We start from the raw sequence: 25,384 nt of genomic DNA, 5'->3' as shown, positions 1-25,384 counted from the left end.
GCTTCGCCCGATCAGTCGTGCTGCGGGAACCCGAGGTTGATACCGCCGTGGCTCGGGTCGAGCCACCGCGACGTGATCGCCTTCTCCTGCGTGTAGAAGTCGAACCCGCGGGCACCGTACGCCTTGGCGTCGCCGAAAAGCGAGTCCTTCCAGCCGCCGAACGAATGGTAGGCCACCGGCACCGGGATCGGCACGTTGATGCCGACCATGCCGACCGTCACCTCGCGCTGGAAGCGCCGCGCGGCGCCGCCGTCGTTCGTGAAGATCGCCGTGCCGTTGCCGTAGCGGCTCGAGTTGATGAGGTCGAGGCCGTCCTCGTAGCCCTCGACGCGCACGACCGACAGTACGGGCCCGAAGATCTCGTCGCGGTAGACGGCCGACGAGGTCGGCACCTTGTCGACGAGCGTCGGGCCCATCCAGAAGCCGTCGGGCTCGCCGTCGACCTCTGGGTCGCGTCCGTCGACCACCACCGTGGCGCCGTCGGATGCCGCGACATCGAGGTAGCCCGCGACCTTGTCCCGGTGCTCCCGCGTGATGAGCGGCCCCATGTCGCAGCCGCGCGTGCCGTCGCCGGTCCTCAGCCGCGACATCCGCTCGCTGATCTTCGACACCAGCTCGTCGGCGATGGTGTCGACCGCGAGCACCGCCGAGATGGCCATGCAGCGCTCGCCGGCCGAGCCGAAGCCCGCGTTCACGGCCGCGTCGGCGGCGAGGTCGAGGTCGGCGTCGGGCAGCACGAGCATGTGGTTCTTCGCGCCGCCGAGGGCCTGCACGCGCTTGCCGTTCGCGGTCGCCGTCGAGTAGATGTACTGCGCGATCGGCGTCGAGCCGACGAACGAGATCGAACGCACCGTGGGGTGGTGGAGCAGCGCGTCGACCGCGACCTTGTCGCCGTGCACGACGTTGAACACGCCGTCGGGCAGGCCCGCCTCCTTCATGAGCTTCGCCAGCCAGATCGACGCCGACGGGTCCTTCTCCGACGGCTTCAGCACCACCGTGTTGCCGGTCGCGATCGCGAGCGGGAAGAACCACAGCGGCACCATGGCCGGGAAGTTGAACGGGCTGATGATGCCGACCACCCCGACGGGCTGACGGGTGGTGTACACGTCGATGCCCGTCGACACGTTCTCGGAGTACTCGCCCTTCGTGTAGCCCGGCATGGCGCAGGCGAGCTCGACGACCTCGAGTCCGCGCGCGATCTCGCCCGCGGCATCCGACAGCACCTTGCCGTGCTCGCTCGTGAGGATCGCCGCGAGCTCGTCGGTGCGCGCCACGAGCAGCTCACGGAACCTGAACATCACCTGCTGCCGTTTCGCGATCGAGGTGTCGCGCCAGCCGGGGAAGGCGCGCGCCGCGGCCTGCACGGCGACGTCGACGTCGTCGGTCGAGGCGAAGCGCACGCGCTTCTGCTCCACGCCGAGCGCGGGGTTGTAGACGGGTCCGGTGCGGTCGGAATCGCCCGCGACGGATGCCCCGTCGATCCAGTGCTCAACGGTCACCCTGGTGGCGGCCGACGGCTGGATCTCGGTCAGTGACGGTGCTTGTGACGCTGTCTGGCTCATGAGTCAGCCCTCTCCTTCGAGTGCGGTGCCCAGTACTCCATCGTAGATCGTCATGGCCTCGGCCACCTCTTCTTCGGTGACCACGCACGGCGGCACCACGTGGATCCGGTTGTCCACGACGAACGGCAGCAGCCCGCGCGCGACGAGCGCCGACTTGAGTCGGGCCATGGCTGCGGCCGGCAACGGCTCGCGGGTCTCCCGGTCGGCGACGAGCTCCATCGCCCAGAACACGCCCTCGCCGCGCACCTCGCCGATCACGGCATGGCGTTCGGCGAGGCCGGCGAGTCCCGGCCCGATCGCCGTCTCGCCGATCTCGCGCGCGTGGTCGACGATGCCCTCGGACGCCATCGCGTCGAGCGCGGCGACGATCGAGGCCATCGCGAGCGGATGCCCCGAATACGTGAGCCCGCCTGGGAACACCCTGTCTTCGAACGTCGCCGCGACGGGGTCGGAGATGAGCACGCCGCCCACCGGGATGTAGCCGGAGTTCACGCCCTTCGCGAACGCGATGAGGTCGGGGCGCACGTCGTACCCGTCGAACGCGAACCACCGTCCGGTGCGGCCGAAGCCCGCCATCACCTCGTCGAGGATGAGCAGGATGCCGTGCCGGTCGGCGAGCTCGCGGACGCCTGCCAGGTAGCCGGGCGGCGGCACGAGGATGCCGGCGGTGCCGGGGATGCTCTCGAGCAGGATCGCCGCGATCGATGACGGCCCCTCGAACTCGATGACGTGTCGCAGGTGCTGCAACGCCCGCTCCGACTCCTCCTCGGGCGTCGTGGCCCAGAACTCGGAGCGGTAGAGGTACGGCCCGAAGAAGTGCACATGGCTACGCGCGAACTCGTTCGGAATCCGCCGCCAGTCGCCCGTCGCCACGATCGCGGCACCCGTGTTGCCGTGGTACGAGCGGTACGTCGAGAGGATCTTGTCGCGGCCCGAGTGCAGCCGCGCCATCCGGATCGCGTTCTCGATGGCGTCGGCGCCGCCGTTCGTGAAGAACACCTTGTCGAAACCCGGCGGCGCGTGGCCCACGATGCGCTTCGCGGCCTCGCCGCGGGCGAGGTTCACGGTGGAGGGCGCGACGGTCGTGAGGAGCTCGGCCTGTTCCCGGATCGCCTGCACGACCGCCGGATGCTGGTGGCCGATGTTGACGTTCACGAGTTGGCTCGAGAAGTCGAGGTACTCGCGACCGGCGTGGTCCCAGACGCGGGTTCCGCGGCCGCTCGCGACCACGAGCGTCGAGCGTTGCGACTGAGCCGACCACGAGTGGAAGACGTGGTCGGCGTCGAGCTCGCGCGCGAGCGCGTCGAGGTCCTCGGCGAGGTTCTCGGTCATGGCTTCGGTGCCTTTCGTTGGGGAGGGGCGCCGCGCGGCCGGCGGGATGCACCGGCCACGCGGCATCCGTTCGCTAGTTGCCGCCCTCCTCGAGGGTGACGTCGATGGGCTCGAAGCCCTCGCCGGTGAGGTCGAGGTCTTCGCCCTCGAGCTCATCGAGCGCCTGCTGGATCCACTCGTTCGACCACGCGGTCGCCGGCGGCTCCTCGGTGATGAGGTGGGCACCGGCCTCGTTCACCGCGGCGAGCGCACCCGCCACGGTCTTCTCCCACGCAGCCTCGTCGATGATGCCGATGCCATCCGGCGACGGCCAGATGAGCTTGTTGGTCTCGTTGACCATCCAGAGCTCGTGGCTCGGACCCCAGCCCGAGCCGGCGGCGATGGTGATCTCCGACGCCCCCTCGGGGTTCTCTGCGGCGTAGACCCAGCCCTTGATGACGGCCTTCAGGAACTTGACCGTCGTATCCTGGTACGCCTCGTCGCTCTCGAGCCGCGCGGTGTCGGCCCAGATCGCGTCCTGGAGCATGGCGCCCTCGGTGTCCTCGTAGCTGATGACGTTGAAGTCGTCCTCGGTGTACAGCTCTCCCGTGTCGGGGTTCACCGCCTCGAGCAGCTGCGCGTACTCGTTGTAGGTCATCGCCTGGGCCGCGTCGATGTCGCCCTGCAGGAAGGCGTTCATGTTGAAGTCCTGCGTGATGATCTGCACGGTCGTCGAGTCGAGGCCCTCGGCCGCCATTGCGGCGAAGATCTCCCACTCGTTGCCGAAGCCCCAGGAGCCGATCTTCTTGCCCTCGAAGTCCGCGACCGACTCGATGCCCGAATCCGCCCACGACACCTGGAGGGTGCCCGATCGCTGGAAGATCTGGGCGATGTCGGTGAGGTTCGCGCCCTGCTCGATCGAGCCGAGCACCTTCGGCACCCAGGCGATGGCGTAGTCCACGTCGCCGTTGGCGAGAGCGTCCTGCGGCACGATGTCGCCGCCCGAGGGGATGATCTCGACCTCCAGGCCCTCCTCCTCGAAGTAGCCGAGTTCCTGGGCCGCGAAGTAGCCGGCGAACTGGCCCTGCGGGAGCCACTGGAGCTGGAGCTTCACGGGCGTGAGATCGCCCCCTCCGTCCGTCTCACCCGACCCGTCGCCGGATGCCGAACATGCGGTGAATGCGAGCGTGGCCGCGAGGGCGAGCCCGCCGACCGTCGCGAGGCGACGTCTGCTGTGGTTCATGTCAGTCCTTTCGGTGCTTCTCGGGTGTGCTGCTCGGTGCGGGTTGTGCTGTGTTCCCCCGGGCCCGCGGGCCGCGGTGGCTTGGGCGTCAGGGGCGTCGTCGCGCCTGGGGCGTGTGGCGTTGCAGCAGGCGCTCGAGGCCGAGCGTCGCGAGGTAGAAGACGAGGCCGAGTGCGATGGATGCCACGACGTACGCCCAGGCGCGGGCGTACTGGCTCGACGCGGCCGACGTGGAGATGAGCGAACCGAGACCGCCGCGCGGGCCGCCGAAGTACTCGGCGACGAGCGCCGAGATCACGGCGAGCGATGACGCGATGCGGATGCCCGTGAGGATGAACGGCCGGGCCGTGGGCAGGGTGAGCGTGCGCAGCACCTGCCCCGACGACGCGGCGTACGCCCGCATGAGGTCGCGGTGCACGGGCACCGTCTGGCGGAAGCCGCGCAGCGTGTTCAGGAACACGGGGACGAACGACGCGAGTGTCGCGATCGCCTGACGCCCGAACTGGCTGTCGGCGCCGAACATGGAGTTGAGCACGGGCGCGAGCGCGACGATCGGCACGACGGCGAGCATCGCCACGACCGGGGCGCTCATGCGGTCGATCGGGCGCCAGCGAGCCGCGACCGCGGCGAGCAGGATGCCCAGGATCGATCCGAGCACGAGTCCGATGAGGGCGTTGGTGCCGGTGATGAGCGTGGCCTGCACGATGGAGTCCCAGGAGGCGATGAGTTCCTCGATGATCGAGACCGGGCTCGGCAGCAGGTAGTCCGAGACCCCGACGACGCTCACGAGGAACTGCCAGATGCCCAGCACGATGAGCCCCACGGCCACGGGCGCGACGATGCGCAGCGTCGCCTCGGTGCGCGGGCCCATGCCCTTCGGCCGCCCGGGGGCGGTCGCGGCGGTGACGGCGCCCGCGCTCATCAGCGCGTCTCCACCCCGCGCGCGCCCGTGCCGATGGGCGAGCCGCCGTGCAGCGCCTCGCGCACGGCGGTCACCATGTCGAAGAACACGCGCTCCTCGCGGAGCTCCTCGGTGCGCTCGGCGCGCTCGGCCTCGGCGCCGAGGCGCATCGCCACGATCTCGCGGATGCGGCCCGGCCGGGGCGACATCACGACCACCCGGTCCGACAGGAACACCGCCTCGGGGATCGAGTGCGTCACGAACACCACGGCGGCGCCGGTCTCGGCCGAGATTCGCACGAGCTCGGTCTGCATCTTCTCGCGGGTCATCTCGTCGAGCGCGCCGAACGGCTCGTCCATGAGGAGGAGCCGCGGCCGCTCGGCGAGCGCGCGCGCGATGGCGACGCGCTGCTGCATCCCGCCCGAGAGCTGGTCGGGGTAGCGGTCGGCGAAGTCGGCGAGGCCCACCATGTCGAGCAGTTCGGCGATGCGCGACGCGCGGGCGGCGGATGCCTCGCCGTGCAGTTCGAGGGGGAGCGCGACGTTCCCGGCGACCGTGCGCCAGGGCAGGAGCCCCGCCTGCTGGAACGCGATGCCGTACTCCTGGTCGAGCCGGGCCCGCCGCGAGGTCTTGCCGAACACCTCGACCGTGCCGGCCGTGGGCTCGTCGAGGTCGGCGACGAGCCGCATGAGCGTCGACTTGCCACATCCGCTCGGTCCGATGAGCGAGACGAACTCGCCGGCGGCGACCGTGAGGTCGATCGGCTCGAGCGCCTGCACGTTCCCGGATCGTGTCTCGAACACCTTGTCGACGCCGCGCACCTCGACCGCGGCGACCTGCGTGACCGGCTCGCTCATGAAGCCTCCTCCGTTCGTCGGTAGTTCCCGAGGATCACGCCGAGCAGCGCGACCGAGCCGGCGGCCACGAGGCCGAGCACGACGGCTCCGAAGATCGGCCCCCACGCCTTCGCCGGGTCGCCGGAGGCCTGTCCCGCGAACTGGATGAGGATGCGCCCGATGCCGCCCTGGAGGCCCGTCGACACCTCGGCGACGACGGCGCCGACCACGGCGTTCGCGGCGCCCAGCCGGAGCGCCGGCAGCAGGTAGGGCACGGCGGCGGGGAACCTGAGCTTCACGAGCGTCTGCCAGTAGCCCGCCGCGTAGCTCCGCATGAGCTCCTCGTGGATCACGTCGGGCGACTGCAGGCCCTTGAGCGCACCGATCGCGATGGGGAAGAACGCGAGGTAGCTCGCGATGAGCGCGACCGACATCCAGTCCTGCCACTCGAACGCTCCGATCTCCACGCGAGACCCCCAGCTCTTCACGACGGGGGCGAAGGCGATGAGCGGCACGGTCTGGCTGAGCACGATCCAGGGCAGGAGGCCCCATTCGGCGATGCGCCAGCGCTGCATCACGAGCGCGAGTCCCACGCCGACGACGAGCCCCACGAGCCATCCCACCGCCGCGATCCCGAGCGTCGAGAGCGCGGCGAGCACGATCACGAGCCACAGCGGCTGCGCCGACGCCGAGCGCGTCACCGGCTCGCCCAGACGCGCGATCATGTCCCACACGTGCGGCATCGCGAGGTCGGTCGTGCGCGGCAGGACCCGCGCATCGCCGATCACGACGCCGTCGGCCGGTCCGAGCAGCTTGTAGACCTCCCAGATGAGCGCGATGGCGACGATGCCCGCGAGTCCCCAGAGCCAGGTGGCGAGGCGCCGGCCGCCACGCCTCGCCGGTCGAGTAGGGCCGCCAGGCCCGTATCGAGACCCGGGTCTCGATACGCTCGCTGCGCTCGCTCCTCGACCAGCTCGGGCCGACTCCGTCTCGCGCACGTCGGTCTCCGTCACGCCTTCGCCCGGATGTGCTCGGTGAGCGCGGGGATGACGGTCTCGCCGTAGACCCGCAGGGTCTCCTCCTTGTTGTCGTGCTGGAGGTAGCCCGCGAACTGGTCGACGCCGAGGGCCTTCAGCTGCTCGAGCTTCTCGATGTGCTCCTGCGCCGAACCGAGCACGCAGAACCGCTCGACGATCGCGTCGGGCACGAACTCGGTGTGCACGTTGCCGGCGCGGCCGTGCTGGTTGTAGTCGTAGCTCTCGCGTCCCTCGATGTACTCGGTGAGCGCGGTCGGCACCTCGCCGGCCTTGCCGTACTTCGCGACGATGTCGGCCACGTGGTTGCCGACCATGCCGCCGAACCACCGGCACTGGTCGCGCATGTGCTCCCAGTCGTCGCCGATGTACATGGGCGCGGCGACGCAGAACTTGACCGCGGCCGGGTCGCGACCGGCGTCCTCCGCGGCGCGCCGCACCGTCTGGATCATCCACGAGGCGATGTCGATGTCGGCGAGCTGCAGGATGAACCCGTCGCCCACCTCGCCGGCGAGCTTCAGCGCCATCGGGCCGTAGGCGGCGACCCAGACCTCGAGCTCGGATCCGCGGCTCCAGGGGAACTGGATCTTCGAGCCGTGGTAGTCGACCGCACGTGAGTTGCCGAGCTCCCGGATGACGTGGATCGACTCCCGCAACTCGGCGATCGTCGTCGGCTTGCCGTTCGTGACCCGCACGGCCGAGTCGCCGCGACCGATGCCGCAGACGGTGCGATTGCCGAACATCTCGTTGAGCGTCGCGAAGACCGACGCCGTCACTGTCCAGTCGCGCGTGGCGGGGTTCGTGACGAACGGGCCGACCTTGATGCGCTGGGTCTGCGCGAGGATCTGGCTGTAGATGACGTAGGGCTCCTGCCAGAGGATGTGCGAGTCGAACGTCCACACGTGGCTGAACCCGTGCACCTCGGCGAGCTTCGCGAGCTGGACGGTTCGCGATGCCGGGGGGTTGGTCTGCAGGACCGCTCCGAATTCCATGGTGCTCCCGTCGCTCAGATGAGGTACTGGCTCAGGCCGCGCCTGAGGTAGCGGCCGTCGCCCTTCGCGCCGAGGTAGGTGTCGTTCTCCACGACGACCTTCCCACGGCTCATCACCGTGTCGACGTGCCCGTCGATCTCGTAGCCCTCCCATGCGGAGTGGTCGATGTTCATGTGGTGGGTCTTCTCGTAGCCGATCGACGTGTGACCCTCGGGGTCGTAGACCACGATGTCGGCGTCGGCACCCGGCTGGATGACGCCCTTCTTCCCGTACAGGCCGAACATCCGCGCGGGCGTGGTGCTCGTGAGTTCCACCCACCGCTCGAGGGTGATCTCGCCGGTCACGACGCCCTGGTACATGAGGTCCATCCGGTGCTCGATCGAGCCGATGCCGTTCGGGATCTTCCGGAAGTCGCCGAGCCCGAGCTCCTTCTGGTCCTTCATGCAGAACGGGCAATGGTCGGTCGAGACCATCTGCAGGTCGTTCGTGCGGAGCGCCTGCCAAATCGATTCCTGGTGGCCCTCGGCGCGGCTGCGCAGCGGCGGCGAGCACACCCACTTCGCGCCCTCGAACGCGCCCCACTCGTCGGACTTCGCGCCGAGCTGGTCCTCCAGCGACAGGTAGAGGTACTGGGGGCACGTCTCGCCGTACACGTTCTGGCCCTTGTCGCGCGCCCACGCGAGCTGCTCGACGGCCTGCTTCGCCGACACGTGCACCACGTAGAGGGGCGCGCCGGTGAGCTTCGCGAGCATGATCGCCCGGTGCGTGGCCTCCTCCTCCATCTCCCAGGCACGGGCGACGCCGTGGTAGTACGGGTCGGTCTTGCCCTGCTCGACGAGCTGCTGCGCGAGCACGTCGATCGCGGGGCCGTTCTCGGCGTGCATCATCGTGAGCATGCCCGTGTCGCGCGACACCTGCATGGCCTTGAGGATCTGCGCGTCATCCGAGTAGAAGACGCCCGGGTAGGCCATGAACATCTTGAAGCTCGTGATGCCCTCGTCGGGCAGGCGCTTCATGGCCTCGAGCGAGGCTTCGTTGACGTCGCCGACGATCTGGTGGAAGCCGTAGTCGATGGCGCAGTTGCCGTCGGCCCTCTCGTGCCAGGCCGCGAGCCCGTCTTCGATGCGCTGCCCGTAGGTCTGCACCGCGAAGTCGATGATCGACGTCGTGCCGCCGTGCGCGGCGGCTCGGGTGCCCGATTCGAAGGTGTCGGATGCCTCGGTGCCGCCGAACGGCAACTCCATGTGCGTGTGCGCGTCGATGCCGCCGGGGATGACGTACTTGCCGGTGGCGTCGATGACCCGGTCGACGGATGCCGCGACATCCGTGCCGAGCAGTGCGCTGCCGGGCTGCAGGACGGCGACGATGGTCTCGCCGTCGACGACGACGTCGGCGTGGGCGCGACCCGTCGCGCCCACGACGGTGCCGCCGGAGATGAGGGTGGTGGTCATGTGGAGCTCCTGTTCCCGGTGGTCGAGTAGGCCGCCTGCCTGCGGTGATCGAGTAGGGGCGCCAGGCCCGTACCGAGATCCGCTGCACTCGCTACTCCATCACCGAATCGGCTACGGCTTGGGGATCGAGGTGTACGACTCGGGCCGGCGGTCGCGGTAGAACTGCCACGCGTTGCGCACCTGCCGGATCATGTCCATGTCGAGGTCGCGCACCACGACCTCCTCGTCGGTCTCCGAACCGTAGTCGCCGACGATGTTGCCCTGCGGGTCGACGAACTGGCTCTTCCCGTAGAAGTCCACCGCGAGGTCGCCGTACTCGTTGTCCTCCAGGCCCACACGGTTGGCGGCCCCGATGAAGTACCCGTTCGCGGCGGCCGCGGCGGGCTGTTCGATCTCCCAGAGTCGGTTCGACAGGCCGGGCTTGGTCGCGTTGGGGTTGAAGACGATCTGCGCGCCGTTGAGGCCGAGCTCGCGCCACCCCTCGGGGAAGTGCCGGTCGTAGCAGATGTAGACGCCGATCGGGCCGACCGCGGTCTGGAACACCGGATAGCCGAGGTTGCCGGGGCGGAAGTAGAACTTCTCCCAGAACTTGTCGAGGTTGGGAATGTGGTGCTTGCGGTACGAACCGAGGATCGTGCCATCGGCGTCGACGACGACCGCGGTGTTGTAGTAGACGCCCGGCTGCTCCTCCTCGTAGATGGGGAGCACCATCACCATGCCGAGCTCCTTCGCGAGCGCGGCGAAGCGCTGCACGATCGGGCCGTCGGCGGGCTCCGCGTAGTCGTAGTACTTCACGTCCTCGGTGATGCCGAAGTACGGACCGTAGAAGAGCTCCTGGAAGCAGATGACCTGGGCGCCCTGCTCCTTCGCCTGGCGGGCGAACTGCTCGTGCTTGTCGAGCATGGACTCCTTGTCGCCGGTCCAGGTCGTCTGCGTGATGGCCGCTCTGACGATCGTCATATTGCCTCCTGAGTCGGTCGGCGCCGTTGCCGTCCGCTCGGTGGGTGCCTGGCGTGGAGCTGGTGTCAGGGACTCACCGGGCGTTGCGTTGGCGCCGAGAGGGAAATGCCGAGTGGCTGCTCCCGGGGGAACCGCCGAACGAGCTTGCGACCCGTTCTGTTATTGTTCGGCGTGAACATTTCTCTTTTGTTTCACTCTGTGACGCTGTGGTTACTTATCCTGTCGCCTGCTTCGTGAGGAGGCAATGGTCATGTCAGGTATTCAGGTGAGATCTGCTCCTGCCGACGTCTCCACGCTCACCGCGCTCGTCGACTTCCCCGATACGAGTCCGGGCGGCATCGCCGGGGTCATCGCACGGCTCGTGAACACCGGCGAGCTCGCCGGCGGGGACCGCTTGCCCACCGTGCGCGAACTCGCCGGCAGCCTCGGGGTCAGCCCCGCGACCGTGAGCCAGGCGTGGCAGGCGCTCGCCCGCGCGGGCCTCATCGAGTCGCGCGGCCGCGCCGGCAGCTTCGTGCGGCCGACCTCCCCGAGCCGGCTGGCGCCGCGGATGCGCGGCATGGCCGCCCCGAACGATCCCGTGCGCCTGGACCTCTCTCGCGGTACGCCCGACCCACTGCTCCTCCCCGCGCTCGGCCCGGCGCTCTCGCGCGTCTCGGCCCGCGCCGAGACCGGCAGCTACCAGGACGTGCCCGTGATCCCGGGGCTCGCGGCCGTGCTCGCGCGCTCCTGGCCGTCGCAGGCCGAGTCGATCATGGTCGTCGACGGCGCGCTCGACGCGATCTCCCGCACGCTCGAGCAACTGGTGCGGTTCGGCGACCGCGTCGTCGTCGAGCATCCGGGCTTCCCGCCGTTCCTCGACCTGCTCGACATGCTCGGCGCCGAGGCCGTGCCCGTTCGGCTCGACGAGCACGGCGTGGTGCCCGAGGCGCTCGCGCGCGCGCTCCAGCTTCGTCCGGTCGCGGTGCTGCTGCAGCCGCGCGCGCAGAACCCCACGGGGGCGTCGATGACACCTGAGCGCGCCGACGAGTTGGCCCGCGTCATCCGCTCGGCCCGCAACGTCGACGGCCTCGTCGTCATCGAGGACGACCACTCGGGACTCATCTCCACCGAGGGCGACGTGACGCTCGGCGTGTCGCTCCCCGATCGCGTGGTGCACGTGCGCAGCTTCTCGAAGTCACACGGACCCGACCTGCGCATCGCCGCGCTCGGCGGACCAGGCGCGCTCGTCGAGCGCATCGCCGCGCGCCGCATGCTCGGTCCCGGCTGGACCTCCCGCATGGTGCAGACGATCCTGCTCGACCTGCTCACCGAGGGCTCCTCGATCGACGCGGTCGCCGAGGCGCGACGCCAGTACTACACGCGGCAGCGCACGCTCGGCGACGCGTTGCGCGCGCGCGGGGTCGCGGTTGCGCCCACCGACGGCATCAACCTGTGGATGCCGGTGCTCAGCGAGCGCTCGGCACTCGTGCAGCTCGCGGCGGCCGGCATCCGAGTGGCCGCGGGCTCTCCGTTCCTCGCCGCCTCGGAGGCGACGGATGCCCCGAACGGCCCGCGCGGCCGGGCCGAGGGCGACTTCGTGCGCGTGACCGTCGGCGTGCTGCGCGAGGGCACCGAGGAGGTCGCGGACGCGCTCGCCTCGGCGGCGCAGCACCTCGCGGCGGGGGGCTACTGAACGCGGTCGCTCGCGGATGCGGCGACCACCTCGAGCCTTCCTTCGCCGGCCTTGCGCGGCAACATCGACGCGGAACTCGACGTCCTCGCGGAACGGGTTCGAGTACTCGTGTGCCCGCCCCGGCACCAGTCCTGACGGGCGACCAGCGGATCGTTCCAGGTCGCAGTAGTGCCGCTTCACCGCCGCCAGCACATGCACGACTGCGACCCAGCCGGCCCCGTCATCCCGATACCGGCTCGGAGTGGATCAGCCGTGCACTCGCGCGTCAGACCTTGGCCGAGCTCGGCGCCGTCGCGTACCGGTCGGGCGTGATCACGAGCTCGGCCTGCCCACCGGTCATCGACCGCAGGTCGAGCACGTACCGTTCGAGCTCGGCGTCGGGCACGCTCGCCACGACGCGAGCCCGACCGTCGTCGGCCGCCTCCGTGGCGCTCACCCGGCCGCGGCGACCCGACAGGTCGGTGAGCACCGCGCCCTGCAGCTCACTCGGAACGGTGACGGTCACCGTCGACACGGGCTCGAGCAGCACGGTGCCGGCCTCGGCGAGCGCGGACTTCACACCGATCGACGCGGCGGTGCGGAACGCCATCTCCGACGAGTCCACCGAGTGCGACTTGCCGTCGTAGAGCTCCACGCGAACGTCGACGACGGGATGTCCCTGCGGTCCCCCGGTGGCCAGCGCGTCGCGTGCGCCCTTCTCGACCGCGGGTATGTACGTGCGTGGCACGGCGCCGCCGACCACCTTGTCGACGAACTCGAACCCCTGGCCCGGCGGCAGGGGCGAGAGCCGCAACTGCACCACTGCGAACTGCCCGTGCCCGCCCGACTGCTTCTTGAGCTTGCCCTCGGCCTCCGCGCTTCCCGCGATGGTCTCGCGGTAGGCCACGGGGGCGGGTCCTGTGGTCACGTGCACGCCGAACACGCGCGCGAGCCGCTCCACGGCGACGGCGAGGTGCGTGTCCCCGAGGCCGCGCAGGATCGTCGCGCCGCCGGTGCGGTCGATGACAAGCGTCGGGTCCTCCCCGACGAGGCGGGCCAGCGCGCCCGACAGCTTCTCGTCGTCGGACTGCGACGCCGGCTCGAGGCTCACCGCGAACACCGGTGCCCGCCGCGGCCGCGGCGCAGGTCGTGCGCTGCCGCTTGTGCGCGACCAGAGCAGGGAGCTCGAGGGCGACCCGGTCAACTTCGCCACGGCGCCCACCTCGCCCGTCCGCAGGGCGTCGGCCGGCAGGTGCTCGGCGCCGCGGAGCCGGAAGAGTCCGTGAATGCGCTCGTCGACGCCCGTGGTGGCGTTGCGCAGGCGGTCGCTCGGCCGCAGCACGCCCGAGAGCACCTTGAGCATCGACACCTGCCCGACGAACGGATCGGCGACGGTGCGGAAGACGTGCACGAGCAGCTCGCCGTCGGGACTCGGCGCGACCGCGACCACGGTGCCCGCCTCGCCCTCCCCCACGACGATCCTTCCGTCGAGGTCGAGCGCCGACGGCGCCAGCGCGCATATCAGGTCTGCCACCCGATCCACGCCGGTGCCGGTCAGGCCCGAGCACACGACCACGGGCACCGCCTCGCCCGTCGCAACCTCCCGAGCCAGCGTGCGCTCGAGATCGCCAGCGGGCGGCTCGTTGCCCTCGAGGTAGGCCTCGAGCTGCTCGTCGTCGTGCGAGACGATCTCCTCGGTCACGTCGAGGTGCATGCGATGCTCCTCGGCCTCCGCCTCGGGCGGCAGCGACTCCTCGCGATGGCGGCCCGTCTCGTCGTATTCGAGCGCCTGCTCGCTCAGCACGTCCGCGACGCCGTGGAACGCCTGCTCCTCGCCGAGCGGGAGCTCGAGCGGCCACAGGTGCTCGCCGAACGTCGCTCGCAGCTCCGCCAGCACGCGCCGGAAGTCGGCGCGGGCCTTGTCCTCCTGCGTGACGACGACGATGCGCGGCACCCCCGCCGCCTCCGCGGCCGACCAGACGAACCGCGTGCCGGCCGTCACGCCGTCGACCGCGCTCACCACGACGATTGCGACCTCCGCCACCGACAGCGCCGTGTCGACGCCGCCGACGAAGTCGGGGTGCCCCGGCGTGTCGGCGAGGGTGACGGAATGCTCGGCGCCGTCGGGCCCCGTCCACCCCAGGTACGCGAGCGAGAGCCCGAGGGTCGTGCCACGCGCGATCTCCTCGGGCTCGTGATCGCACACGGTCGAGCCCTGCTCCACGCTGCCGGCTCTCGTGATGGCGCCGGCGCGATGCAGCAGCGCCTCGGCCAGGGTGGTCTTGCCCGAACCTGGGCCGCCCACGAGGGCGACCGTCCGGTGCGTCGGTGTCGTTGCCGAGTTCATGTGGCCTCCCGCTCCGCTGCGGATCCTGCGTTCCATCGTGTACCCCTCGGGCGCGGAATGCCAGAGGCGTCGCGCATAGGCTGGCCGGATGCGGATCACGGTGCTCGCCGGCGGGGTTGGAGGCTCGCGCTTCGTGCGCGGCGTGCGCGAAGAGTGCGGACGGCGCTTGCCCGACGGGCCAGGCGGCACCGAGGCATCCGTCACCGTGATCGTGAACACCGGCGACGACCTGTGGCTCGCGGGCGTGCGCCTGATGCCCGACTTCGACTCGCTGCTCTACTCTCTCGCGGGCGTCAACGACACCGAGCGCGGCTGGGGCCGGGCCGGCGAGACCGAACGCGTGTCGACGGAACTGCGCGAGTGGGGCGTGGGCTGGCCGTGGTTCACGCTGGGCGACCTCGACCTGGGCACCCACCTCGCGCGCACGGCGTGGCTGCGCGAGGGCCTCTCGCCGTCGCAGGTCGCCGAGCGCCTGCAGCGGCGATGGCCGCTCGGGGTGCGGCTGATCCCCGCGACCGACACGGAGGTCGACACGTACGTCGAGGTGGCCGACCCCGACGCGCCCGGCGGCGTACGCGAACTGCACTTCCAGGAGTGGTGGACTCGCCACCGGGCGGCGCTTCCCGCGCGCGCGTTCCGGCAGCGCAACCTCGACGAGGCACGCCCCGCGCCCGGTGTCGTCGAGGCGATCACGGGCGCCGACGTCGTGCTCTTCGCGCCGTCGAACCCCGTCGTCTCGATCGGCACGATCGTGGCCGTCCCCGGCATCCGGGAGGCCCTCGCCGAGACGCGCGCATCGGTGGTCGGCGTCTCGCCGATCATCGGAGGGCAGGTCGTGCGTGGCATGGCTGACGCGTGCCTCACCGCGATCGGCGTGGAGACGGATGCCGCGGCCGTCGCCCGGCACTACGGCGCACGTTCGGCGGGAGGCCTCCTCGACGGCTGGCTCGTCGACGAGGTGGATGCCGCGGCGGTCGCGCCGCTCCGGGCGATCGGCCTCGCCGCGACATCCGTGCCGCTCTGGATGCGCGACCTCGACACCTCGGCCGCGCTCGCGGGCGCCGCGATCGACCTCGGAGCCGTGGCGCGCTGACGCGCGGACGGCAAGTCGTGCCGACCGCGCGGCACCAGGGACGGGGATCAGGGTTCCCTGGCGCCTCGCTCAGGCCTCCCAGCTCGTGAGCCGACGCAACAGCGACTGCTTCTTGCGCTGGTGATCGTCCATGCGTCCAAGGATGTCGTCGAGCGCCTCCACCGCCGCGCCGACCCAGGGGCCCTTGTTGAGCATCACGCACTCTGCGCGACCCGACATCGCCGCATCCGTCACCTCGGCACGCGACGGGCGGCCGGTGCGGGCGAGCGTGTCCAGCACCTGCGTCGCCCAGATCACGGGCACGTGCGCCGCCTCGCAGAGCCAGAGCATCTCCTCCTGCAGCTCGGCGAGGCGGCGATACCCGGCCTCCACGGCGAGGTCGCCGCGCGCGATCATCACCCCGACGCGAGGCCACCTCATTGCTGCGAAGAGGATGTCGGGCAGGCGCTCGAATCCCGCGACCGTCTCGATCTTGAGGATGAGTCCGAGCTCGTTGCCCCCGAGGTCGGTGAGGTGGCGCTGGAGGAGCAGCACGTCGTCGGCGCCGCGCACGAACGACAGGCTGACGGCGTCGGCGTGCTCGACGACGAACGGCAGGTATGACAGGTCGGCGTCGGTCAGCGCCGGGAGCCTGAGGTCGGTGTCGGGCAGGTTGATGCCCTTCGCCGCGCCGAGCTTCACCGCGCCGCCGTCGGCCTCGGTGATCCGCACACGCACCGCACCGGGGGAGACGTGCTCGATGCGGCCCGACACCTTGCCGTCGTCGAACATGATGCGGTGTCCGTGCGCGGCGTCGCGGAACACCTGCGGCAGCGTGCAGCCGATACGCCCGGCGTCGACCGGCACGGGCTCGAGCGAGGGCACGAGCGTGAGCACGTCGCCCGGATGCAGCAGGAGACGCTGCTCCGTCGCCGGCAGCGCGCCGACGCGGGTCGTCTCGCCGCCGGACCTCAGGCGGATGCCGGGCGTGAAGTACACCGTGCGGTCGACCTCGACGATCCGGTCGGGTCCGGCGACGCCCACGACGCGCAGGCGGCGGCGCCGGCCACGCGCGTCGCGCAGGCGCACGGCGTCGCCCTCGGCGAGGCCGCGGAGCCAGGCCTGGTCGGCGACGGCGACGACCGGCAGCCGGGCCGGTCCGTCGGCGGCGGGCTCCTCCGCGGCGGGCTCGGTGGCGGTGGCGGATGCCGCGGCCGCGGCATCCGGTATCTCCGCCGTCAATCGCAGGCGAGCCGGCTCGACGGTGCGCCCGAGTGCATCGCGTACCGGCCGCACCTTGAGCACCTGCGGGCCAGGCTGGATCGGCCCCGTGCGCAGCTTCGGACCGGCCAGATCCATGGTGACCGCGACGCGGCGGCCGTGCGCGCGCTCGGCGCGCCGGACATTGCGGATCATGGCCGACCACGCCTCGGGGCCGTCGTGTGCGCAGTTGATGCGCACCACCTCGGCGCCTGCCGCGACGACGCGGTCGGCCAGGCCGGGGTCGGTCGCCGCCTCCGTCGGCAGGGTCACCATGATGCGGGTCCGTCGGCGATTGCGCGCAGTTCCCAGCAGGTCGTCGGCGTTCTGCGCGAGCAACTCGGGACCGGTCACGAAATCGACCGGGGGATCGACGACGACCGGATCGGGCAGTCCCGCGAGGCGCGCGAGCGCGACCCGGACGGCCTCGAGCGTGGCGAGCACGTGCGGCTCGGTGCGACCGAGCGAGGAGAGTCCCAGCTCGGCGAGCGACTCCTGCAGGGGGCGGATGTCGTGCTGGCGGAGTTCCACGTACTGGGCGAGGTTCTGCGCACTCCCACGGTTGTCCGGGTGTGCGTCGGCGACGGCCGCTCCGGCATGTCCGGTGGCGCGGAGGAGGTCGTCGTGCAGGGCATCGAGTCGTGCCGCGACAGCGGTGAGGTGGGCGGGATCGCGCTGCATGCCGGCATCCTACGATCGGCGTGTGAACAGGGGCTGGACGGCCGGGGACCATGGTTCCCTGACGCCTCCCCACGGCCTTCCGGCGGGTCTACGATGGTGAACGACCCCTCGATCTGGATCTGATCGATGCGTGTGGCCCGGGATTGGGCTGCGAGTCGCCGACGTTCGTCGGAGTCGACGTTGCACCTATCATCCCGGAGGCCTCATGCCCGCTCCCCGCCGTCTCGCTCCCCTGCTCACGCTCTCAGCCGCGGCCCTGCTCCTCGCCGGCTGTGCGGCGACCTCCACGGCATCGTCGGGCGCCGACGACGCGACCGCCGCCGCGGCATCCGGCTATCCGGTCACGATCGACAACTGCGGCACCGAGGTGACCCTCGACGAGGCGCCCGAGCGCATCGTCACGATCAAGTCCTCGACCCTTGAGCTGCTCCTCGCGCTCGGGCTCGAGGATCGCATCGTCGGCACCGCCTTCGGCGACGGACCCGTGCCCGACGCGTACGCCGACGCGGCATCCGGCCTCGAGGCGCTCTCCGACAAGGTGCCCTCGCAGGAGGTCACGCTCGCGGCCGAACCCGACCTCGTCTTCGCGGGCTGGGAGTCGAACCTCTCCGCAGAGGGCGCCGGCGACCGCGAGACGCTCGCGAAGCTCGGCGTCGCGACCTACGTCGCCCCCGCCGCGTGCAAGGCCGAGGGCTACATGCCGAACCCGCTCACGTTCGACGAGGTCCTCCGCGAGTTCGAGGAGGCCGGCGAGCTGTTCGGCGTTCGGGATGCTGCGGCCGACCTCGTGGCGGAGCAGCGCGCCGAGCTCGACGCCATCGAGCCGAACGACGAGGGCCTCACGGCGCTCTGGTACTCCTCGGGCGACGACACGCCCTACGTCGGCGCGGGCATCGGCGCGCCGCAGATGATCATGGACGCAGCGGGCTTGGAGAACATCGCCGCCGGCGTCGAGGACACGTGGACGTCGATGAGCTGGGAGGCGATCGTCGCGGCGAACCCCGACGTCATCGTGCTCGTGGATGCCGCGTGGAACACCGCCGAGCAGAAGATCGCGCACCTCGAGCAGAACCCCGCCACTGCGGCGCTGCCCGCCGTGCAGGAGCAGCGCTACCTGATCGTCGACTTCCCGGCGACCGAGGCGGGCGTGCGCAACGTGGGCGCGGTCGCGTCGCTCGTGGAGCAACTCGGCAGCCTGGAGAACTGATGGAGTCCGTTGGTCGAGCAGCGGCGCAGCCGCGTATCGAGACCAGCCGTTCGAGCAACGGCTCGCCGGGTCTCGATACGGACGCTGCGCGTCCACCTCGACCGCCGGGTGCGCGCAGCGGCGACGGCGCGCGCTCCGCGGCGTGGGCCGTCACGCTCGGCCTGCTGCTCGCCGCATCCGTCGTCGTCGCAGTGACCATCGGCCCGGCCGGCCTCAGCCCCGCCGACGTATGGGCGAGCGTGCTCGCGCACCTCGGCATCGGCGAACCGACCCTCAGCCCGCTCCGCGACGGCATCGTGTGGGAGCTGCGGATGCCTCGCGTGCTCAGCGCCGCCGCCGTCGGCGCGGGCCTCGCCCTCTGCGGCGCGGTCATGCAGGCGCTCACCCGCAACCCGCTCGCCGATCCGTACCTGCTCGGCCTCTCGTCGGGCGCGTCGGTCGGCGCGGTCGTCGTGATCGTGCTCGGCGTGGGCCTGCTCCTGCCGGTCGCGGCCTTCGCCGGCGCACTGACCGCGCTCGTGGCCACGCTCGCCCTCGCGAACGCGGCCGGGCCGCTGACGCCGACGCGCACGGTGCTCGCGGGGCTCGCGGTGTCGGCGGTGTTCGGCGCGTTCACGAGCCTCATCATCTTCTGGAGCGCCACCGGCGACTCCTACCGAGAGATCCTCAACTGGCTGCTCGGCTCGCTCGCCGGCACCGACTGGACCTCGGTCGCGATCGCGGGCGGCGCGGTCATCCTCATCGGCGTACCACTCCTCGCGAGCGCCCGAACGCTCGACGCGTTCGCCTTCGGCGACACCGCCGCGGCAGCCCTCGGCGTGCACGTGGGTCGCAGCCGCGCGCTGCTCCTCACCGGCACGGCCCTGCTCACGGGTGCGCTCGTCGCGGTCAGCGGGTCGATCGGCTTCGTGGGCCTCATCCTCCCGCACGCCGTGCGGTTCCTCGTCGGAGCGCGCCACCGCGCGCTGCTGCCGCTCTCGGCACTCGCGGGCGCCCTGTTCCTCGTCTGGGCCGACACGGGCGCCCGTACGCTCTTCGACCCGCGTGAGCTGCCCGTCGGCATCCTCACCGCGCTCGTCGGCGGGCCCGTGTTCGCCGTCCTGATGCTCCGCAACCGGAGGCTCGCATGACCGATGCCCGCAGTGTCGATGGCCTCTGGGCCGACCGCGTGCGCTTCACCCGCGGACGCCGCCTCATCATCGACGACGTCGACTGCACCGTCCCCGGCGGCCGCGTCGGCGCCCTGCTCGGACCGAACGGCGCCGGCAAGTCGACGCTCCTGCACCTCGTCGCGGGCGTCGAGCGGGCGGATGCCGGCACCGCGCGACTCGGCGACCGCGATCTCGCCGCCCTGCGTCGACGCGACCGCGCTCGTGTCGTGGCCCTCGCCGAGCAGGAGGTGACGGATGCCCCGGGCCTCCGGGTCGCCGAGGTCGTCGCGCTCGGGCGCACGCCGTACGTCGGCGCCTTCGCGGGCCCGGGCGAGCTCGACCACGCGATCGTGCGCCGCTGCCTCGAGGACGCGGAACTCACCGAACTCGAGGGCCGCGAGTACGCGACCCTGTCCGGCGGTGAGCGCCAGCGCGTGAACCTCGCCCGCGCCCTCGCGCAGGAGCCCGAGCTGCTGCTCCTCGACGAGCCGACGAACCACCTCGACGTGCACGCCCAGCTCACGATACTCGGCCTCCTGCGCGAGCTGGCGCACGGCGGCCTCACCGTGCTCGCCGCGCTGCACGACCTGTCGCTCGCCGCGGGGTACGCCGATCACGTGATCGTCCTCGCCGAGGGGCGGGTCGTGGCCGCGGGCGAGCCCGGTGCAGTGCTCACCCCCGAGCTGATCCGCCGCGTGTGGGGTGTCGAGGCGACCGTGCTGGAGCATCCGGTCAGCGGCCGCCCGCTGATCGCCTACTCGGAGGTCGCAGGGGAACGGATGTCCCGTGCGCGAGCCGTCGCGACCGTCGATGCCGAGGCGTAGCCTAGGCGCCATGGACGAGCTGACCGAGGCACGCCAGGCGCTGCTCGACTCGATCGCCGACGAGTTCCTGCACAACTCGCCGCGGGGTCGCCGGCTCCTGGCCGTCGAGAGCGAGGCGGGGGAGCCGGCTACGCGCTTCGCCGACGAGCTGGCCACCGTGCTCGGCGCCCACGGGCAGCGCGTGGCGCGGGCGTCGCTGGGCGACGTCGACGAGCAGACGCTCCGGCACGACACCATCGAGCCGTTCCGCGCCGGCAGACTGCCCGGCGCGGCCGACCCCGACACGGTGATCGTGGTCGACGGCCGCCGGCTGCTGAACCTCGCCGTGCGCGGCATCTGGCACTTCTCGGTGTGGGTGCTCGCGGGCGACGAGCTGCCGCACGCGTCCGTCAACGTGATCGTCGACGCGACCGACGAGTCGGCGCCGAAGCGGTACTTCTACGACCTGTGCCGGCTTCCGCCGAGCGTCGGCGAGCGCCCGGCGACGCGGGTCGGATAGTCTCCGCGCCATGGCGCCGACGGCGGTTCCCGCGCGGGTCCGGTGGGCGGTCGAGCACCTCGCACCGCGGCCCGGCGAGCGGGTGCTCGACATCGGCTCGGGCACCGGCGCCTCGGTCGAGCTGCTCCTCGAAGCGCTCGACGGCGCGGATGCCGCGGCCACGGGCCACCCGGCGGTGGTCGCGATCGACCGTTCGGCGAATGCCGTCGATCGCATCCGGCGCCGCGTACCGCAGCAGGTCGACGCCGGGATCGTCGACCTGCGCGTCGCCGACATCGCCGGGCTCGACCCCGCGGTCGGGCCGCTCGACGCGGCCATCGCCGTCAACGTCAACGTCTTCTGGACCTCGGATTCCGCGCCCGAGCTCGCCTCGCTCGCCCACGTTTTGGCACCCGGCGGGCGCCTCCTCATCGTCTACGGCGACGGTCCGGCTCCCGGCATGGATCGGCGCCATCTCGACCGGGTCGAGGCATCCGTCACGGCCTCACCGTGGTTCGACGTGACGCGACGCCTCGACGGCGATCACGGGTCGGCGCTCGTCGCCGTCAGGATCGCCACCACGGCGTGAGGATGCGGTGTCGGCTCAGTCCACGGGCAGGAAGACGTGGATGCGGTCGCCGTCGTCGCGCACGAGCGCGTCGCGGCGCTGGCGCGACAGCACGACCGCCTCGACGAGGTCGCCCGAGGAGCCGGCGAAGTCCAGGGCCAGCACCACGTAGACGGTCAGCCGCCAGTCCTGCGGCACGAGCAGCAGCGCGACGATCAGCACGACCGCCCAGATCACCATCGGGGCGAGCGCGATCACGATCGCTCTCCGCGGCGTGAGAAAGGCGTTGCCCCCGGTGGTCAGGAACGGGAACCGCATCCGGTACGAGGGCTTCACCTTGGTGAGCAGCTGCAGCATCACCCCGTGGGTCGCCTCGTGCACGATCATGTAGACGAGGCAGGCGACCACTGTCACGACGATCGCGACGAACGGGTTCCACTCGGTCTGCAACGGGAGGTTCGCAAGCCACGCCACCGCAACGGCGAGCGCGGCCAGCACGACGAAGCCGCCCTGCACCGCGAGGGCGAGCTTCCGGTCCTTCTTGAGGTCGATGGTGTCGTCACGTCGATAGCTGTCGGGAAGTTCGGCGGCGTCGCTCATGACAGCACGTCCTTCGTGAGGAACCGGCCGACGGCGAGCGCACCGAAGACCACGATGTAGCCGCCCTGCAGCAGGGCGTTGTCGGCGAACGAGTCCCACACGATGGGTTCGCGCAGGAGATCGCCGAAGCCGAGCCAGTGGTGGGTGAAGAGCCACGGATGCAACGCCTCCAGCTGCGGCAGGGCGTCCATGATCTGCGAGACGACTGCGAGGATCGCGGTGGCCGCCATGGCGCCGACGGGCACCGTCGTGAGCGTCGAGAGGAACAGCCCGATCGCCGACATGCCGAGCAGCGACACTGTGACGTAGGCGGCGACGGCGAGGAGGCGCAGAAGCCCCTCGCCCACGCTCACCGTGGCGCCCGAGAGCAGGGTGACCGGACCCACCGGGAACAGCGCCCACCCGATCAGCGTGCCGACGATCACGACGGTGAGGGTCGCGGCCGCGCAGAAGGCAGCGGCGGCGGCGTACTTCACGACGAGCAGGCGGATGCGGCCGGCGGGGGCGATGAGCAGGTACCGCAGCGTGCCATGGCTCGCCTCGCCCGCGATCGAGTCACCCGCCACGACGCCGATCGTGAGCGGGAGGAACAGCGGGATCGCCACGGTCATGGCGGTGACCCCGACGAACAGCCCGTTGCCGGTGACCTGATCGAGGAACGCGGGGCCGCGGCCGGGCGATGAACCGCCAGCGATGCGGGTCGCCACGGCGATGAGGATGGGGATGAGCGCGAGCGCGCCGAGCATGGCCCACGTGCGGCGCCGGCGGAACAGCGTGAGCAGCTCCGAGCCGAGCAGCGAGAGGGTGCCGCCCGCCGCTCGCGCGGGGGACTGCGCCTCCGGTGGCCGAGTGGGCCGCGAAGCGGCCGTCTCCCCCGCTGGTCGAGGAGGCAGCGCAGCGGCCGCCTCGAGACCCTGGCCCGCCTCACTGGACAACGTCGAACCCCTCCCCGGTGAGCTCCACGAACCGCTGCTCGAGGTCCGCGTGCAGCGTCTCGAACCCGCGCACGCGCACGTCGCCTTCGACGAGGGCGACGACGACCCGCTCGGGCGGCGTCGCCCCGAGGCGGGCCGTCATCGAAGCGTCCCCCGCGGCATCCACGTCGAGCCCCAGCCCGGCAAGCACCTCGCGCGCCCGTGCCACGTCGGGCGTGCGCACGAGCACGCGCGTCTCGCCCTCGGCGCGGAACTCGTCGAGGGTGCCCTGGGCCACGAGCCGCCCCGCGCTCATGACGCCCACGTGCGTGCACACCTGTTCGACCTCGGCGAGCAGGTGGCTCGACACGAACACGGTGGTGCCGTCGTCGGCGAACGACCGGATGAGCGCACGCACCTCGCGCGTGCCCTGGGGGTCGAGGCCGTTCGTCGGCTCGTCGAGCACGAGCAGCTCGCGAGGCGTGAGCAGCGCGTTCGCGAGCCCGAGCCGCTGCTTCATGCCGAGGGAATACGCGTGCACCTTCTTGCGCGCGGCGTGCGAGAGCCCGACCCGGTCGAGCGCCTCGGTGACGCGGGCCGCACGGGTTCGGCGCGGCGCCCACCGGTCGGCCGCGTCGAAGCGGCGCAGGTTCGCCTCGCCCGAGAGGTACGGCGAGAACGCGGGACCCTCCACGAGTGCCCCGACGCGGGGCAGCACGGTGTCGACGTGCCGCGGCATCTCCGCGCCGAGCACGCGCGCATCGCCCGCCGTCGCCGCGACGAGCCCGAGCAGCATCCGGATCGTGGTGGTCTTGCCCGAGCCGTTCGGCCCGAGGAAGCCGAACACCGAGCCGCGCGGCACTGCGAGGGCGAGCCCGTCGACGGCGAGTTGCGAACGGAAGCGCTTGGTGAGGTCATGCGTCTCGATCGCGAGCTCGGCCACCGCAGCGACCGTCAGCGACCGGCGACGTCGACGAGGTGGTCGATGGTGACGGCGCCGGCCAGCACGCGGCCGTCGTCGGTGAGGAGCACGGTCACGAGCGAGGTCGACAGCATGCGGCCGCCGTCCACCCGCTGCGTGAGGGTGTCGAGCATCGCGGATGCCTCGGGGTCGAGGCCTGCGGCGGCTCCCTCGCCCGCGGTCAGTTCGACCACGGTCGTCCAGCCCTCGCCGTGCACGACCGGCTGCGGCATCCGCTCGCCCTTCGCGCCCGACTCGGCCTCGGCCTTGCCCTGCTCGAGCTCGGCGAGGGTCGGCGCCGTCACCACGTGCTCGGTGACCGCGGTTCCCTCGGGCGGCGTGAACGCGAACACCGACGCGTCGGGGGCCTCGAACGAGACGTCGGTGAACGCGACGCTGAAGGCGGGCTCATCGGAGCCCCTGGCGGTGATGGATGCCGCGAGCGCCGCGCCCGTCTCACCATCGATCGCGACCGCGACCTCGCCGACGAGCGTCTCGGCGTCGCGGGGCTCGAGCACGAGCTCGTACGCCTCGCGGCCGGCGACGCGTGCGTCGGTACCGACCGAGACCTCGGTGGTCTCGTCGAGCTTCGCGAGGGCTTGGTCGAGCAGTTCCTCGGGCGTCGGCAAGGGTGCTCCGAGCTCGGCCTCGAGCTCGGCGCGAAGCTCATCAGCGCGCGCCTCCGCGTCGGTGCCGTAGGTCGCCTCGAGCTTCTGTTCGAGCGCCTCGAACGAGCCGGTGTCGACGGCGACGTGGGTCGCCGCCTGCTCCGGGGAGTCGTAGACCCAGACACCGTCGGCGCTGACGTACACGTCGCGCTCTGCGAGCCGGTCGAGCACCTGCAGCCGCGCGTCGTCGCCGTCGACGTAGACGCGCGCCGTATGCGTGCCGGTGGCGAGCGAGATGAGGTCGTCGAGATCGGTGGCGGATGCCGCGTCATCGCCAGCGGCGGGCCCGTCGCCGTCGCCCGAGCCGCCGCCCATGGCGCCACTCAGTCCGGAGAGGTCGGGGAGGCCGAGCTCGGAGGTCTGCTCGATCGTGCCCGAGAGCGCGTCGACCTCGCTCGACGCGGCCAGCTCGAGGAGTTCGGCGGGGCTGAGGTCGGGCAGGTCGACCGCGGCGTTCGCCTGCATCGGCACGAGCACGACGCCGACGCCGATCGCGATCGGCGCGGCGATGGCGGGAATCCAGCGGGTGAACCGGCGGGACGCCCCGGTATCACGGGCACGCATGACTTCAGGCTACGCCTGCGCGCGGCATCCGGCGCCGAAACGAGGTGAACATTCAGGATGGGTCGCGCTCGATCGCCGTCAACCGTTGCCGCCGGGTCGACCACGCCGCTAATGTGAGCGGAATCGGCAGCTGTACCCAGTTCTG

22 protein-coding genes are annotated in these 25,384 nt (G+C 71.4%); 7 read left to right on the top strand and 15 right to left on the bottom strand.

The window, feature by feature from the left end:
• Window positions 1-11 precede the first annotated feature (11 nt).
• The 9 genes from IEX31_RS10060 to IEX31_RS10020 all read right to left on the bottom strand — a co-directional run bounded on the left by IEX31_RS10060 (window position 12) and on the right by IEX31_RS10020 (window position 10,290).
• A complete protein-coding gene (locus IEX31_RS10060; protein ID WP_188743294.1) occupies window positions 12-1,562 on the bottom strand; it encodes a CoA-acylating methylmalonate-semialdehyde dehydrogenase in 1,551 nt (516 codons plus the stop codon).
• A gap of 3 nt (window positions 1,563-1,565) precedes the next feature.
• Entirely contained in the window at window positions 1,566-2,894 is a 1,329-nt protein-coding gene (locus IEX31_RS10055; protein ID WP_188743293.1) for an aspartate aminotransferase family protein, read from the bottom strand.
• A 73-nt stretch (window positions 2,895-2,967) separates the two neighbouring features.
• The gene (locus IEX31_RS10050; protein WP_188743292.1) at window positions 2,968-4,116 is read right to left on the bottom strand and encodes an ABC transporter substrate-binding protein; all 1,149 of its coding nucleotides are present in this window, start codon (window positions 4,114-4,116) and stop codon (window positions 2,968-2,970) included.
• Window positions 4,117-4,204: 88 nt separating this feature from the next.
• Window positions 4,205-5,038: an ABC transporter permease gene (locus IEX31_RS10045; RefSeq protein ID WP_188743291.1), complete on the bottom strand. Its 834-nt coding sequence runs from the start codon at window positions 5,036-5,038 to the stop codon at window positions 4,205-4,207.
• The gene (locus IEX31_RS10040) at window positions 5,038-5,874 is read right to left on the bottom strand and encodes an ABC transporter ATP-binding protein (protein WP_188743290.1); all 837 of its coding nucleotides are present in this window, start codon (window positions 5,872-5,874) and stop codon (window positions 5,038-5,040) included. Before IEX31_RS10040 ends, IEX31_RS10045 begins: the two co-directional genes overlap by 1 nt.
• Window positions 5,871-6,701 carry an ABC transporter permease gene (locus IEX31_RS10035; protein ID WP_188743354.1) on the bottom strand — a complete coding sequence of 277 codons (831 nt, stop codon included), beginning with the start codon at window positions 6,699-6,701 and terminating at the stop codon, window positions 5,871-5,873. The genes IEX31_RS10040 and IEX31_RS10035 overlap by 4 nt, the downstream gene beginning before the upstream one ends.
• Window positions 6,702-6,862: 161 nt before the next feature.
• Window positions 6,863-7,879, bottom strand: a complete 1,017-nt coding sequence (locus tag IEX31_RS10030) for a TIGR03842 family LLM class F420-dependent oxidoreductase (protein WP_188743289.1) — start codon at window positions 7,877-7,879, stop codon at window positions 6,863-6,865.
• Window positions 7,880-7,893: 14 nt separating this feature from the next.
• Complete coding sequence (gene hydA, locus IEX31_RS10025) at window positions 7,894-9,330, bottom strand: dihydropyrimidinase (RefSeq protein ID WP_188743288.1); 1,437 nt, start codon at window positions 9,328-9,330, stop codon at window positions 7,894-7,896.
• A gap of 111 nt (window positions 9,331-9,441) precedes the next feature.
• Window positions 9,442-10,290, bottom strand: coding sequence for a nitrilase-related carbon-nitrogen hydrolase (locus IEX31_RS10020; RefSeq protein WP_188743287.1), 849 nt, complete (start codon window positions 10,288-10,290; stop codon window positions 9,442-9,444).
• Window positions 10,291-10,540: 250 nt separating this feature from the next.
• Here IEX31_RS10020 and IEX31_RS10015 point away from each other — a divergent pair, with 250 nt between their 5' ends.
• Window positions 10,541-11,965, top strand: a complete 1,425-nt coding sequence (locus IEX31_RS10015; protein WP_188743286.1) for an aminotransferase-like domain-containing protein — start codon at window positions 10,541-10,543, stop codon at window positions 11,963-11,965.
• A gap of 265 nt (window positions 11,966-12,230) precedes the next feature.
• Here IEX31_RS10015 and IEX31_RS10010 read toward each other — a convergent pair whose 3' ends face one another.
• Window positions 12,231-14,327, bottom strand: coding sequence for an elongation factor G (locus IEX31_RS10010; RefSeq protein WP_308423494.1), 2,097 nt, complete (start codon window positions 14,325-14,327; stop codon window positions 12,231-12,233).
• 52 nt (window positions 14,328-14,379) lie between these two features.
• On the opposite strand from IEX31_RS10010, the gene cofD reads away from it, so the two are divergent.
• Window positions 14,380-15,384 carry a 2-phospho-L-lactate transferase gene (cofD, locus tag IEX31_RS10005; RefSeq protein WP_188743285.1) on the top strand — a complete coding sequence of 335 codons (1,005 nt, stop codon included), beginning with the start codon at window positions 14,380-14,382 and terminating at the stop codon, window positions 15,382-15,384.
• A 69-nt stretch (window positions 15,385-15,453) separates the two neighbouring features.
• Here the strand turns inward: cofD and IEX31_RS10000 are convergent, their stop codons facing one another.
• Window positions 15,454-17,304, bottom strand: a complete 1,851-nt coding sequence (locus tag IEX31_RS10000) for a pyruvate kinase (protein WP_188743284.1) — start codon at window positions 17,302-17,304, stop codon at window positions 15,454-15,456.
• A 205-nt stretch (window positions 17,305-17,509) separates the two neighbouring features.
• Here IEX31_RS10000 and IEX31_RS09995 point away from each other — a divergent pair, with 205 nt between their 5' ends.
• Genes IEX31_RS09995 through IEX31_RS09975 form a run of 5 tightly spaced genes read left to right on the top strand, consistent with a single transcriptional unit; the run spans window position 17,510 to window position 21,553 of the window.
• Complete coding sequence (locus IEX31_RS09995) at window positions 17,510-18,511, top strand: putative F420-0 ABC transporter substrate-binding protein (RefSeq protein ID WP_188743283.1); 1,002 nt, start codon at window positions 17,510-17,512, stop codon at window positions 18,509-18,511.
• A complete protein-coding gene (locus IEX31_RS09990) occupies window positions 18,511-19,641 on the top strand; it encodes a putative F420-0 ABC transporter permease subunit (protein WP_188743282.1) in 1,131 nt (376 codons plus the stop codon). Before IEX31_RS09995 ends, IEX31_RS09990 begins: the two co-directional genes overlap by 1 nt.
• Window positions 19,638-20,486: an ABC transporter ATP-binding protein gene (locus tag IEX31_RS09985; protein WP_188743281.1), complete on the top strand. Its 849-nt coding sequence runs from the start codon at window positions 19,638-19,640 to the stop codon at window positions 20,484-20,486. The genes IEX31_RS09990 and IEX31_RS09985 overlap by 4 nt, the downstream gene beginning before the upstream one ends.
• 10 nt (window positions 20,487-20,496) lie before the next feature.
• Entirely contained in the window at window positions 20,497-20,985 is a 489-nt protein-coding gene (locus IEX31_RS09980; protein ID WP_188743280.1) for a nucleoside/nucleotide kinase family protein, read from the top strand.
• Between the two features lie 10 nt (window positions 20,986-20,995).
• A complete protein-coding gene (locus tag IEX31_RS09975) occupies window positions 20,996-21,553 on the top strand; it encodes an SAM-dependent methyltransferase (RefSeq protein WP_188743279.1) in 558 nt (185 codons plus the stop codon).
• A gap of 15 nt (window positions 21,554-21,568) precedes the next feature.
• Here IEX31_RS09975 and IEX31_RS09970 read toward each other — a convergent pair whose 3' ends face one another.
• From IEX31_RS09970 to IEX31_RS09955, 4 genes are all read right to left on the bottom strand, one after another.
• Window positions 21,569-22,132 (bottom strand): DUF3267 domain-containing protein, encoded by a 564-nt coding sequence (locus tag IEX31_RS09970; protein WP_188743278.1) that lies wholly within the window; start codon window positions 22,130-22,132, stop codon window positions 21,569-21,571.
• Entirely contained in the window at window positions 22,129-22,929 is an 801-nt protein-coding gene (locus IEX31_RS09965; protein WP_268236980.1) for an ABC transporter permease, read from the bottom strand. The genes IEX31_RS09970 and IEX31_RS09965 overlap by 4 nt, the downstream gene beginning before the upstream one ends.
• A gap of 127 nt (window positions 22,930-23,056) precedes the next feature.
• Window positions 23,057-23,989 (bottom strand): ABC transporter ATP-binding protein, encoded by a 933-nt coding sequence (locus IEX31_RS09960; RefSeq protein ID WP_188743277.1) that lies wholly within the window; start codon window positions 23,987-23,989, stop codon window positions 23,057-23,059.
• An 11-nt stretch (window positions 23,990-24,000) separates the two neighbouring features.
• Window positions 24,001-25,239: a LolA family protein gene (locus IEX31_RS09955; protein ID WP_188743276.1), complete on the bottom strand. Its 1,239-nt coding sequence runs from the start codon at window positions 25,237-25,239 to the stop codon at window positions 24,001-24,003.
• Window positions 25,240-25,384: the final 145 nt, after the last annotated feature.

This window comes from Agromyces bauzanensis (assembly GCF_014645655.1).
Classification (GTDB): domain Bacteria; phylum Actinomycetota; class Actinomycetes; order Actinomycetales; family Microbacteriaceae; genus Agromyces; species Agromyces bauzanensis.
This window is presented reverse-complemented; position numbering and strand designations above follow the sequence as displayed.